Annotated in this window: 13 protein-coding genes and 1 pseudogene; 11 read left to right on the top strand and 3 right to left on the bottom strand. The window is 59.0% G+C overall.

Annotation, left to right across the window (positions count from 1 at the left end):
* Window positions 1-45: 45 nt before the first annotated feature.
* From GSQ93_RS24240 to GSQ93_RS24190, 11 genes and pseudogenes are all read left to right on the top strand, one after another.
* Window positions 46-351 (top strand): hypothetical protein, encoded by a 306-nt coding sequence (locus GSQ93_RS24240; RefSeq protein ID WP_158938169.1) that lies wholly within the window; start codon window positions 46-48, stop codon window positions 349-351.
* Window positions 352-802: 451 nt separating this feature from the next.
* Window positions 803-1,045 (top strand): DUF4148 domain-containing protein, encoded by a 243-nt coding sequence (locus GSQ93_RS24235; RefSeq protein ID WP_158938168.1) that lies wholly within the window; start codon window positions 803-805, stop codon window positions 1,043-1,045.
* Between the two features lie 110 nt (window positions 1,046-1,155).
* The gene (locus GSQ93_RS24230) at window positions 1,156-1,572 is read left to right on the top strand and encodes an organic hydroperoxide resistance protein (RefSeq protein WP_158938167.1); all 417 of its coding nucleotides are present in this window, start codon (window positions 1,156-1,158) and stop codon (window positions 1,570-1,572) included.
* A gap of 165 nt (window positions 1,573-1,737) precedes the next feature.
* The gene (locus GSQ93_RS24225; protein WP_158938166.1) at window positions 1,738-1,923 is read left to right on the top strand and encodes a hypothetical protein; all 186 of its coding nucleotides are present in this window, start codon (window positions 1,738-1,740) and stop codon (window positions 1,921-1,923) included.
* A 3-nt stretch (window positions 1,924-1,926) separates the two neighbouring features.
* Entirely contained in the window at window positions 1,927-2,379 is a 453-nt protein-coding gene (locus GSQ93_RS24220) for a zinc-finger-containing protein (RefSeq protein ID WP_158938165.1), read from the top strand.
* 45 nt (window positions 2,380-2,424) lie between these two features.
* Window positions 2,425-2,889, top strand: coding sequence for a hypothetical protein (locus GSQ93_RS24215; protein ID WP_158938164.1), 465 nt, complete (start codon window positions 2,425-2,427; stop codon window positions 2,887-2,889).
* A gap of 286 nt (window positions 2,890-3,175) precedes the next feature.
* Window positions 3,176-3,838: a hypothetical protein gene (locus GSQ93_RS24210; protein WP_158938163.1), complete on the top strand. Its 663-nt coding sequence runs from the start codon at window positions 3,176-3,178 to the stop codon at window positions 3,836-3,838.
* Between the two features lie 379 nt (window positions 3,839-4,217).
* Window positions 4,218-4,829 (top strand): annotated as a pseudogene (locus GSQ93_RS24205) (ParB-like protein).
* Between the two features lie 340 nt (window positions 4,830-5,169).
* Window positions 5,170-6,186, top strand: coding sequence for a YncE family protein (locus GSQ93_RS24200; RefSeq protein ID WP_254074025.1), 1,017 nt, complete (start codon window positions 5,170-5,172; stop codon window positions 6,184-6,186).
* Between the two features lie 8 nt (window positions 6,187-6,194).
* On the top strand, window positions 6,195-7,160 hold the full coding sequence (locus tag GSQ93_RS24195) for a sterol desaturase family protein (protein WP_158938161.1): 966 nt from the start codon (window positions 6,195-6,197) through the stop codon (window positions 7,158-7,160).
* A gap of 86 nt (window positions 7,161-7,246) precedes the next feature.
* Window positions 7,247-8,110, top strand: a complete 864-nt coding sequence (locus GSQ93_RS24190) for a cytochrome c oxidase assembly protein (RefSeq protein ID WP_158938160.1) — start codon at window positions 7,247-7,249, stop codon at window positions 8,108-8,110.
* An 81-nt stretch (window positions 8,111-8,191) separates the two neighbouring features.
* Here the strand turns inward: GSQ93_RS24190 and GSQ93_RS24185 are convergent, their stop codons facing one another.
* From GSQ93_RS24185 to GSQ93_RS24175, 3 genes are read right to left on the bottom strand one after another with little or no spacing between them, the layout of a single operon-like run.
* Window positions 8,192-10,240, bottom strand: a complete 2,049-nt coding sequence (locus tag GSQ93_RS24185) for a CocE/NonD family hydrolase (RefSeq protein WP_158938159.1) — start codon at window positions 10,238-10,240, stop codon at window positions 8,192-8,194.
* Window positions 10,224-11,873, bottom strand: coding sequence for an ABC transporter ATP-binding protein (locus GSQ93_RS24180; RefSeq protein WP_158938158.1), 1,650 nt, complete (start codon window positions 11,871-11,873; stop codon window positions 10,224-10,226). Before GSQ93_RS24180 ends, GSQ93_RS24185 begins: the two co-directional genes overlap by 17 nt.
* Window positions 11,870-12,700: an ABC transporter permease gene (locus tag GSQ93_RS24175; protein WP_158938157.1), complete on the bottom strand. Its 831-nt coding sequence runs from the start codon at window positions 12,698-12,700 to the stop codon at window positions 11,870-11,872. Before GSQ93_RS24175 ends, GSQ93_RS24180 begins: the two co-directional genes overlap by 4 nt.
* Between the last annotated feature and the right edge of the window lie 5 nt (window positions 12,701-12,705).

The following is a 12,705-nucleotide window of genomic DNA, read 5'->3' as shown; positions in this document are numbered from 1 at the left end:
CTGCACATGCGATTGTGAACACATCCAAATTCAAGTGAGAACAACATGAAAGCCTTTGCTATTTTGGCGGTGAGCGCGGCGTGCTTAGCAGGACTGGGTGGCTGCGTCACACCCATGTACTCCTATGATGAAGTACATGTACGTGGGTGGACGCATGAAAGCCTCGATCAACGGTTTCCAGTCGGGACTTCAGCGACGCAAGTATTCGAGAAGCTTGGAAGTCCGTTCGCCACCAGCGCCGCGGGTGACCTGAGCCGATGGGATTACGTCGGCGGCGTCTCCGGTCAACTTCACGTGGTATTGCTATTCAAAAACTCGGCGCTCATCCAGAAACAATTCGTGAATTTTTAACCAACGCATTGCTCTATAACCCTTTCGCCCGCACCGACTTTGGGCGATCTGTCGGCCGCTGCCTTCGAGGCGAAATCGACAGAGAAACAATCTATCTTTCTGCCCGAAATAACGGGACCACTGCAAGGTCTTGATCCATCGGAGTTCGTGCTCCGATGGATCAAGACCTTTTTTGTTTTTAGCGTTGTCTTTCTTATATTGGGCCGCCTCCAAGCACTGGGTAGACATTCTCAGCCATCGCATGGGACGCGACCATGGAATGCGAGAGAAGTGCGACCGCGCCTCTTCAAGCGTCACCCGGCAGATTTGTATCGCAAGGTATCCGGGAGTGGCATCGATACAAAACACTGGATTTCCCCGGTTCTAGAGACACAAACCGGATACCTGCGGAGGTTCTAATGCATCAACGCCGGATTCGCCGGCACTGATCAAACCTTCTCAGGAGAGTTATATGAAACGCTCGATGATTAGCTTGGCTTTGGCTGTCTGCGCAGTCTCAGGATGGGCTCATGCAGCCGGTACGGTTAGCGTGGGCGGAAACGGGATCAGCGACGTTCAGACACAACATGGGTCAGCGGCCCCGAACGACATCACCCCCAAGACCCGCTCGCAAATTCGTCAGGAACTGGTTGAAGCGAAGCGGGACGGACAGCTCGCTTACCTTGACAGCACGTTATATAGGGGAGGTATGTGAGTTCGTGTTCATCGTTGAGCTATTTCAGTTAGTACAACATAGTGCAATAAATCTGCACTGAGGTTCCGAAGGAACATCGGCGCTCAATAGGACCAGATAAGGAGTCAACCATGGCACAGCTTGAAAAAGTCCTTTACACCGGCAAGACCCACACCACGGGCGGCCGTGATGGCATGTCCCACAGCGACGACGGCCGCCTGGACGTCGCGCTTTCCGCGCCTGGGAGCAAGGTCGCCGGCACTAACCCCGAGCAACTGCTCGCTGCCGGCTGGTCTGCCTGCTTTATCGGCGCAATGGGTATTGCTGCGGCCAAATTGAAGATTGCCCTGCCAGCGGACACGGCAGTCGACGCCGAAGTGGATCTGGGTACGACTGCGGGCGCCTATTTCCTTCAGGCACGGTTGAATGTCAGCCTTCCCGGGCTGGACCCCGAAGTCGCCCAGTCTCTCGCTGATGCCGCTCACCAGACCTGTCCTTATTCCAAAGCTTTACGCGGCAACATTGATATTGTGATCGAGGTGGTCTGAGCCAAACACCCGCTCTTTGCGCCATCGTTCCCGCTGTTCTGCCGGTTCGATGCCGCAAGGCAATTCATGTCACTACGTCAGCCGGATTTCTTTCCGCTTGTAAGAATTCATGGAAGTCCGAGTGCGTAACTCCGCCCCGGCTACCATTGCGGCACTCGTGATCGAATGTTCAGCTTCCTCGTTGTTGGCTTCAATCGCGGACGCGGCTTCACCCAGGCGTTAAAACTTCTCGCGGCCGCCGTAAAGAAACGCAATCCCGGCTCGCGCCGACATTCCAGCCACTTCGACCCCTATCTCGTCATGTACGAACAGGCTTTTGCTATATTCCGTGTTTTATCAGGCAACCTCTAATTCATGCGAGTCGGCCGTCCGGTTCAAGCCCTACCCCATCCGAATTGCGACTATTGCGGCGCAAAGGCCACACTCGTGCGCCCCGGAGAGGCCGCTTACCCTTATCAGGACGGACACGGGCCGCTGTGGCTATGCGGACCGTGCGAAGCCTGGATCGGGATATTCGCACGCAGTACGCGCAACCTCCCGCTCGGCCGGCTGGCGAATGCCGAATTGCGGGAATGGAAAGCAAAACTTCACGCCGCACTCGAACCGATGGCGGAAGCCAAGGCCAGGCGCGACGGCGTCAGCATCTTCGAGGCAAGATCAAAGGGCTATAAGTGGCTGGCGGGGGAACTGAAGATCGAACCCAGAGCTTGCCACATCAATTTGCTGGATTTGGAGCAATGCAGGGCGGCAATCGGCGTAATAGAACAATTTGAACAAAATCGACGAGCTGCCACCCCTTCAGAATAACGGCGACCTGTACGTTAACCCGTGGACAACTCTCGCGACGACTCCATGGCCCGTACCCTACCGTTTAACCGCAGCGCGCAAGCAACGCGTGTCCGCCTGTCGAAAATGCAGCTTCTCCCGATGCCCAAGACGGACGCGGACACCCTTTCATTGCACGCGCATTGCGCACTGCAAGCGCTGCGCGACGGCGCCGGATGGATGGCCGGAACCCAATCCTTGGCAGAAGTCCTGATCCTGACGGCGTACGTCGCCGAGGCGGGATACGGACAAATCACGCGCGAGGCGTGGCTGCAAAGCGAAAGTGCGATTAACGCCGCGTTCGCGCAAGGTCACGCCACGGGTGTCTGGAAACTGGACGACGCAAGCTGTGAGCAGGTCGCCAGCGTCGTCTGCGTGCACGATGCCCAACTTCACAACGCTCCGTTGGGCGTGCTCGCTGCCGCTAGCGAGCGGCTCGAACGTCTTAAGGCTGGCGAAGCGGACCCAATGCCAAAATTAAAGAGGGCGTGAACAGAAAAACCCGTCTGCTCCTTGACGTCTGCCTGGCGGATTCGGCGCCTCCCCCCTGAGCCCATTGACTTGGTCGCACGAGCGGGTTTCCACTGTGTCAAAACTTCACAACACTGCACGCGTCATGCATGAAATAAGGTGACATGGGTCATAGCAAAATGATTAAATTGCCTGGGCTGCTTCCGATGTGACCGGGTTTGCACCGCGCGCAGGGAGTCGTCTCGTTACGCATGGGCATCTGTAAAGATCGGCTTAAAACACGCCGGTCAAATCTAGCGAGAGCACTATGTCGCCTTGGTTAGCCGTCGCCTTGGGCGCTGGAGTTTTCAGCGCGGTCGTCAACGTGGCTTGCAATACGGTTGCTCGCAAGCGCAACTCGACGCGCAACGCCACCGAGCGTGTTCATGCCGGTCGTCATACCGCATTGGCAGCGGCCATCACCCTGGAAGAGTTCGCCCACCGCTGTCAGGTGACCATCGACCGGGCAGAACGCAGGGACCTCTCCGAGCAGCGGCACGTGCAGTTGGGCGACATAGAGATACCGCCTTTTGCATTCCCCAATGACACCGAATGGCGTGATCTCGACGCTGGAAAGGCATCTTATCTGCGGGCCTTCAGCGCCGACCAAACGCATCACGCCGAGCGAATCCAGACGGACGATCGTTGCACAAATGTTGACGAGTTCGCCGCCTATATCAAAGGGCATTGCGCTGAATTCGGGCGACGGGCATGGCTCATGGCAGTTGAATTACGCGAAGAAAACGAATTAGGCGCGGTCAAGGATCACGACTACCTGATCGAGTTCGACGCGGCACTCAGCCGATACACCGCGTGGGAACAACGCCACAAAGTCCGCCACGAAAAAGCCCCCTTGCCTTCACACGTGACGCCCAGTCTGCATCGTTCAGGAAACAGAAGAAGCGGACTCGCCGTGGGCGGTCCGGCGTAAGTCTGAGTTCGTCGTTGATCAAACGAAGATTGCGTTTTCTGCCGCCGAGTGCAGGCCCCAACGGCCTGTGAAAAATTCGCTTTCCCGATTATTCTCACCCATTACCGCAAGTCGCTCGCTGGGTTCGCACCCATGTTGAAGCGCGAAATCACATTGTTTCGATTTCTTGATTCGCATTCCGAATTAAAGTAATAATTTATAATGTTTTGTGAAACCGATTGATTACGGCGACCAAAGCCATGACCTTGGCAAAGCACCTTACATTCTCTATCGCTTGATCTTGCGTGAACGCCCCGCCGCTGACGCTGCCCTTCGCCCACGCCACCTACACAATTGTCGGCTTGATTGAACCGCGCTATCGTTGCGGCAGATAAAATCTATGAGGCGAACATGCCTGATCCACGCGAAGCTCACCGCATTGCGGCCCACACAGATGACGGTGGGTTATCGCGAAGTCATCGAGAAGCGCGAGCACTGGAGGACGCTTGGCAAGAAGGCGCGCAGCGAAGCCATTGCTTCACACTGGTTTCCCCGCAGTGCTCGGCCCGGAGAAGCTCTACTACATCGTGGATCATCATCTGGGGCTGGCGTTGCTTGAAGAGGGGGCGAAGGAAGTGAAGGTGGCGATGCTCAAGGACCTCTCGTGGCTGGACGAGGCAATCTTTTGGCGCATGATGGAGCACAACCAGTGGGTGCATCCGTTCGGCGCAGACGGCTCGCGATACGACTACGAACATCTCCCCAAGATGGTGACCGGACTGGCGGACGATCCGTATAGAAGTCTCGCTGGCGAACTACTAGGGTGGGTGGCTTTGCAAACGACGCGACGCCGTTCAGCGAATTTCTGTGGGCCGACTTCCTGCGCCCGCGCGTTGCGGAGAGCAAGATCCGCAAGAGCTTCGCGAAGGCGCTCGATCAGGCCAAAGCCGTCGCGCATACATCAGAGGCACGGTATCGGCCGGGCTGGTCCGGGCTGATCGAAAGCCGCTAAGCAGACCTTTGTCGGCACCGCACAGGTAGGTGCAATTTCATTGCCGGCCGAGATTGATAAACGGGATGCGGGCGCCCCGGTGCCCGCTCGTTCGTTCGGCTCCTGCACCAGACGACGACCGCGAACAAGGACTGCGTCAGCAACCTATCCGGCGCAGTATGGTTTTAAGCAAAAATGCGACAATCACGCATCATTCGCCTGAATCCACGCGTCCGATTGCGGAACTGAAAGTATCTGAGGTGTCATTAGTTTGCCGATCTTCCTCCGTACATCATTCCACCTGACCGCGCCGGTGCCCTCTCCGTAAAATAGAAAGCTGAATTCCGAAATGCACACTCCCATGAAGCTTTCACGTCGCGCACTGCTCGGCCGCGGCCTTGCTGTTCCCCTGAGCTTGAGTCTGTCGCCATTTATGGCTCTTCAGTCTGAAATCGCTAACGCCGCCACATCGCCGCTGGCCATCGTGATGAATTCCGGCGAAGCCAGTGTCTCGGTCATCGACATGGCGACGCGCAAAGTCGTTCGTACCTTACCTACGCTGCGCGAGCCGAGTCATTGGGCGCTTTCGCAGGACCGCAACAAGCTTTATATAGCCGACGCCAGCGGCAATGCGCTGTTCATCGTCGATCCACATACGGGTACCGCGCTTGGTCATAAGGTCATTGCCGATCCCTACCAACTTGGCTTTACGCCGGATCATCGTTACCTCGTGGTGAATGCGCTTCGCCTCGACTATGTCGATGTCTATCACGCTGAGGACCTGAGCCTCGCCAAGCGTTTCTCGCCCGGCTCCATGCCGAGCCACCTCGATTTCTCGCCGGATTCCCGCTGGAGCTTTAACTCCATGCAAGGCTCGGGAACGCTCGTTTCGTTCGACCTGACCACCATGGCAATCCGCTGGAAGTCGAAGGTAGGTTCAACGCCGGCTGGCGTGCTATGGCACAACGGTAAAGTACTCGTCTGCGTCATGGGAAGCGATCACGTCGCGGAGGTCGACCCGGTCACCGGTGACGTGTTGCGTCGAGTCAAGACGGGGGTCGGCCCGCACAACATTTTCCTTTCACCGGACGGCAGCACGCTCTACGTGTCGAACCGCATCGGCGGATCCCTGGTCGCCATGGATCCCACCTCCCTCGCCATACAACGCACGTATCCGTTCCACGCCGCCGGACCGGACGACATCGGCGTCGCGCCGGATGGCAAGCTATGGGTTACGTTGCGCTTTCGTGAACAGGTCGCCGTGCTGGACCCCAAAAGCGGCGCTTACGAAACCATTGATGTGGGACGCTCGCCGCATGGCATTTTCCTTAGTTCCGAGTTGAGCCGTAAGGGCCCGATCACCGCGGAAACCTTGTAAAGAACGCCATGCTGATATTCCTCGACAGATTGTTTAACGCCCTTGCCGGCGAAATCGATCAATACCTTGTCCTGCCGTTGCTTTATCACTTCGGCTGGATGCAGTGGGAGGAGCTGTCTTTCGACTGGGTACTCGTGTGCGTGTATGGGTTGTTCGCGGTCATCGTCACCTATGCCGTCTGCTGGCCGCTGGAAGCGCTGTTCCCGATCGAACACTGGAAAGATCGAAAAACAGTGGTAACGGACGCGTTCTATACGGTGCTCAATCGCGTCGGTCTATTGCCCGTCGTCAGCTTCCTGCTGTTCTATCAGGTACAGGTGTGGGTGAACGGTTTTGTGGTCGCCCACGGCTATATTCCGCCAACGCTGGAGACGGTTGTGCCGGCGCTGCTCGGACATCCGATCATCACGTTCTTCGCGTACGCCCTGATTCTCGATTGCGCGGACTACTGGCGGCATCGCCTCTCGCATTCGTGGCGCGGCTGGTATGCGTTGCATGCGCTGCACCACGCGCAACGGCAGATGAGCTTCTGGTCCGACGACCGTAATCACCTGCTGGACGATCTCATTGCGGCTATCTGGTTTGGCGTGGTCGGTCTGGCAATCGGCATTCCACCGCTGCAATTTCCGCTGCTGTTCCTGTTCATGCGTTTCGTCGAAAGCCTGAGTCACGCCAACATCCGCCTGTCGTTTGGCTGGCTGGGCGACAGGTTGCTCGTCTCACCGCGTTTTCACCGTCTGCATCATGGACTGCGGGCTGCGGGCCGTAACTCATGCAATTACGGCGCCGTTTTCCCGATCTGGGACATCGTGTTTCGCACGGCCGACTTCTCGGCGCAGTATCTCCCGACCGGAGATCGACGCGCGCCTGAATCGATGGCAAGCGGAGGTTACTTCGCCCAGCAACTGGGCGGCTTGCAGTTTTTCATCGATGAAATGCGGGCGTCATCGAAGAAGGCGCATCGCAGTTCGTGACGACAGCAAGCCTCTTACCCTCCTGCTACCATGCGGGTCGCTGAGGCGCGGACGCGTCTAGCCTCCCTTACAAACTCCGATCTGCCATGTCTCTGCTCAACCTGCTCGTCCCATGGGAACCTTCTTTCGGGCTCGTGGCAGTTTTCGTTATCACGGCAGCGCTGTATGCGCGAGGGTCGCGGCACATTCGTATCAGCATTGCCCGGCGCATCGCGTTTTGGGTTGGCCTGACGCTCTTCTACATAGCACTTCATACACGACTCGACTATTACGCCGAGCATGAGTTTTTTGTACATCGGCTCCAGCATCTGGTGCTGCACCATCTCGCTCCGCTCATCATGATGGCGTCTTATCCGGGCAGTGCACTCCGGGGCGGCCTGCCATTGCGTTGGCGCAGTGCGCTGCGACGTTGGCAATACCGCAAGCCGGCGCGTGTGCTTGCGGCCGTCGTGCTGAATCCGGCCTTCATCTCGGCAGCGTTTGTCATCTCGGTTGTCTTCTGGCTGATTCCATCGGTGCAGTTTGTTGCCATGCTGGACTGGCGCATCTACACGTTCATGAACTGGTCGGTTGCGGTGAGCGGGCTGCTGTATTGGTGGATGCTGCTCGATCATCGGCCGCATCCACCGAGTCGTACCCGGCCTGGCTTGCGGGTGTTGTCGCCGGTCATCACCATGACCCCCCAGATTCTCGTCGGCGCGATCATTACCTTCTCGACGCACGACCTCTATCCGATCTTTTCGCTTTGCGGCCGTGCGTTCACGTCGGTTCCTGCGACGCTCGACCAGAGCCTGGGTGGACTCATCATGTGGGTACCCGCCGGAGTGCTTGAGGCGATCGGCGCCATGATGGCGTTGCGCCATCTGATGCGTCTGTCAGAACTCCCGTCCCGCGTGCCACCCAAACCACGGCCTGCGAAACGGCGAGCGAAGCCAGCCCTCGGGAATTGAGGGGTTGGCGAGATCAGGCTAACCGTTCCGTTAGAAATCTCTAACGGACTTGGTCAAGAACTTTGCCCCTCTTTGACTCAACTAAAGCAACAGGCGCGGGATAGTTTCATCCCAGCTTCGCTCGCGCACCTTCTCGCCGTTCTCCTCCGCCTGCAACGAACCCTTAAGATAGAAGCGCTCCTTGTCTGCGGACATATGTACTTCGCTGCGCACCTGGATATCCCAGCCTTCTCGTCCCATGCGCAGCGATTGCGTCAGCGTATAGCGCGCGCTAAGCGGATCGTCACCCTGGATTTTCAAAGCGCGCTTCAGGTTGTGCTCGACGGTTGTATCGATTTCTGTAAACCGCTGCACGCCTTCGCCAAATAGCCCGCCGATACCCTCAGTAACATACGTCCACTCGCCCGTGGTCAGGTCGTAGGACGAAGTCCGCGTCATAGTGCCGCAGCGCACTTGCTCGGTGGGCGCCGCAGGACCTCGTTCGGGAACGTGAAATTCGACCGGCGGCTCAGCGCCTTTAGTCTCGCGCACTGGCAGATGAAGCGCCGTAGTGCCGAGTGTTACCTCAATCGTCGCGTCTTCCGGCGCGGGCCAGATCAGCGGCCAATAGGTGGTCGACAATGACAACCTGACCCGATTGCCGACGCCAAATTCGTGCGCGCACGCATCAAGCGTCAGTCGTACGCGAACCGTTTCGCCCGGTGTCAAAGCTACGGGTTCAGCAGAACCGTCACGATGCGTCAGGTTGAATACGCCATAAGAAACACGCGTTGCTGCGCCGTCGTGCATCACCTCGGAAAGCCTTGCGCACAAGTAAGCAACGGGACGGTCACTCGATACATCGATCTCGAGTTCCGGCATGCCGAGCAGCGCCAAGGGTTCAGTTAGTGGCGCACTGTCGAACACTTGGGCGAGACCATCGTCGATGCGCTGATCGGCGGGTGACTCGCCTGCAACGCCGGTACCCATCCATTCGCCGGCCGCCACACCGTGACCCTGAGGCGTGTGAACCAGCACCGTGGTTGCCGTGTCGGGCGCAGTGCGTGTCAAGGTCCCATTGCCAAGATAGAGCGGCTGCATGGTGACAGAGGAGCTTGGCCATGCGGCCTCCGAGATCCATTTTCCCGGCGTCGTAGCATAGGTGGTCTTCGGAGCACGAGCGCTCTCCATCCACACTCGCATTGCCGGACGCTCCGGCGTCTCGCGTGGACCATCCTTATAGTCAGGACGCAGCCAACGGTTCCACCACTCCACGGCTTCCTGCAGGAAACCGACTGCCGGCCCCGGTACGCCATCGTGCGGATAGATATGTGCCCACGGTCCGATCAGGCCTTGCCGTGGCACCTGCAAGCCCGCCATCAAGCGGAACACGGCATTCGTATAGCTGTCGGCCCAGCCGCCGACGGCGAACACCGGGCACTGGATCGATGACCAGTCCTCGCATATCGAACCATGCCGCCAGTAGTCGTCGCGATGCTGATGCTCCATCCATAACGCTGGAAAGAACGGCAGCTTGTCGAGGCGTTCGAGCCACGCGGAGCGCCATTCGTCGCCGTACAGCAATGGGTCAGGCGGGCGTCCCTGATAGGCGAGCATGATGCTGCCCCACCACAGGTTGTCGTTGAGCAGGCAGCCGCCTTTGTAATGAATGTCGTCCGCGTAACGGTCGTCGGTTGAATAGACCGTGATGATCGCTTTAAGCGCCGGCGGCCTGCGTGCTGCGATCTGCAGCGCGTTAAAGCCTCCCCACGATTTCCCCATCAAACCGACCGCGCCGCTGCACCACGATTGCCGGGCGATCCATTCAATCACCTCCAACCCGTCGCCCTGCTCCTGCAGCACGTATTCATCGGCCATTAGACCGTCGGACTCGCCGCTGCCACGCATATCGACGCGCACCGCCGCGAATCCGTTCGATGCGAAGTAGTGATGCATCGGTTCGTCGCGCGAACGGGTGCCGTCGCGCTTGCGATACGGAATGTATTCGAGGATCGCAGGCACCGGGGACACATCGGTCGCGGCATCATCCGGCAGCCAGATACGGGCCGCGAGACGCGTGCCGTCAGCGAGCGGAATCCAGACGTGCTCGATCACGCGCACGTGCGCCGCCTGCTCATTGTTGCGCTGCATACTTCAACTCTCCCGTGAGCGTGTTCGATACAGCCGGCCGCGCGCTCTGCAAGAGGTTTTCGTCGAGCCATCCGATCCGCAACTCGGGCACCGACGACAACAGCCGTTTCGTATAGGCATGAGTCGGCGCGTTAAACACGTCAGCCGTAGCGCCCTGCGCAATGATCTCGCCCTGCAGCATCACCGCCACGCGCTGCGCAATGCGCCTTACCGTGCCTAGATCGTGGGTGATGAACAGGTATGACAGCCCGATGCGTTTTTGCAGCGACTCGAGCAACGAAAGAATGCCATCGGCGACCAAAGGATCGAGGGCGGACGTGACCTCGTCGCAAATCATCAGGTCAGGTTGCGCCGCCAGCGCCCGCGCAATGCAAACGCGCTGTTTCTGACCACCGGACAGCTCGGCCGGCTTCCGGTCAATGAACGTTTCCGGCAACTCTGTCAGGCGTAGCAACTCCAGTACGCGCTCACGCACTTTGTCTTTATGGATACCGAAGTAAAATTCAACCGGACGCCCGACGATTTCGCTGACGGTATGCATCGGATTGAGGGCGACGTCAGGCGACTGGTAGACGAGTTGGATACGCCGCTTCAGCTCACGCGAACGCTCAACCAGCCTATGAGGCAAGGGCTCGCCGTCGAACCGCAGCGTACCGCTCTGCTGCTCGATCAGACCGACTATCGCTCGCGCGACCGTGCTCTTGCCACTACCCGACTCGCCAACGAGCGCCAATGTTTCACCGTGTGCAACCTGCACGGCGATATTGCGAACGATCGCCTTGCCGTGATAACCCGCGTTCAATCCTTCGATATGAAGCAGTGGCTCCGTCACATGCGGAGGACTGGCTCGCAAGGTGTCAGCCGCACTGCGTTCAGCAACCAGACGCCGGGTGTATTCTTCACGCGGCGCGTTCAGCACCGCGTCCGTCGTGCCCTCTTCCACCATTCGGCCGCCACGCAACACCATGATCCGGTCGGCGACCTGTGCGACGACCGCCAGATCGTGCGTGATGTAGAGCGCGGCCGCGCCGAACTCACGCACGATCCTGCGCAGCACGACCAGCACTTCGATCTGCGTGGTCACATCAAGCGCCGTAGTCGGCTCATCCAGCACAAGGATTGATGGCTTGCAAGACATCGCCATAGCCACCATCGCCCGTTGCAACTGCCCGCCGGAGACCTGATGCGGATAACGCCGCCCAAACGTATCCGGATCTGGAAGGTCGAGTGACGCGAACAACTCGCGCGCCCAGGCTCGCGCTTCGTCGCGGCCCATCAATCCGTGTCGTACCGGCCCTTCGCAGACCTGCTCGCCAATGGTCAACGCCGGGTTGAATGCAGCGGCCGCGCTCTGGGCGACATAAGCCACCTTGGTCGCACGCAGTGCACGTTGCCGTTGCGGCGTTGCGCCCAGGATGTTCTCGCCGGAGAGCCACACTTCGCCACCTGTGATCCGGCAGCGGCCGCGCGCATAACCGAGCGCGGCGAGGCCGATCGTCGATTTGCCCGCGCCGGATTCGCCGATCAGCCCAAGCACTTCTCCTTGTGCAAGCGTGATATCGACGTTGTCGACCAGTACCTGACCGTTGGGCGCCTCGACCCTCAACGCGCGCATTCTCAAGATTGGGTTCATGCGATCACTCCCGCCTGCCCGACAGCCCGCACGGACAACAACCAGTCGACGATCAGGTTGATGCCAATCGTCAGCAACGCAATCGCCGCGGCCGGCACGAGCGGCGCGATGCCGCCGAAATTGATCACCTGCGCGTTGTCGCGGACCATGCCGCCCCAGTCGGCAAAGGGAGGCTGGATACCCAGCCCGAGGAAGCTCAGGCCCGCCACAAACAGGATCGTGAACCCGAAGCGCATGCCGAATTCGGCCAGCAAAGGTGGCACCGCATTCGGCAGGATTTCGCGACGGATGATCCACGCGAGCCCTTCTCCGCGCAGCCGCGCCGCCTCCACATATTCCTGTACGGCGATGCCCTGTGCCACGAGCCGTGCGAGCCGGAATACGCGCGTTGAATCGAGAATCGCGATCGTGCCGATCAGCACCGGCGTCGACGTACCCAGCACCGACAGGATCATCAGCGCGAAGATCAGGACGGGCATCGCCATGAGGGTGTCCACGATCCTCGACAGCACTTGGTCCACCTTACGTCCCAGCACTGCGGCCGCGAACCCCGTGACAATGCCGAGCGAAAAGGACAGCAGTGTGATCGCGAGCGCCAAGCCGAGCGTTGTACGACCGCCGTATAACAGACGCGAAAACATGTCACGCCCGATGCTGTCGGTGCCGAGCCAGTGGCCGGCACCGGGCATCATCCATACGTCTCCGACCGTTTCAGTTTCGCCGTGCGGCGCGATCAACGACGCGCACAACGACGTCACTGCAATGACCGCAACAAGCAACATCCCGATCGCCGCGCTTAACGGCACTTCCTTGCCAAACAATCTCATTGCCT

The sequence above is a fragment of the Burkholderia sp. S171 genome, assembly GCF_009766085.1.
GTDB lineage: Bacteria > Pseudomonadota > Gammaproteobacteria > Burkholderiales > Burkholderiaceae > Caballeronia.
The sequence above is the reverse complement of the archived record's forward strand: the minus strand, read 5'-3'. Positions and strand labels throughout refer to the sequence as shown.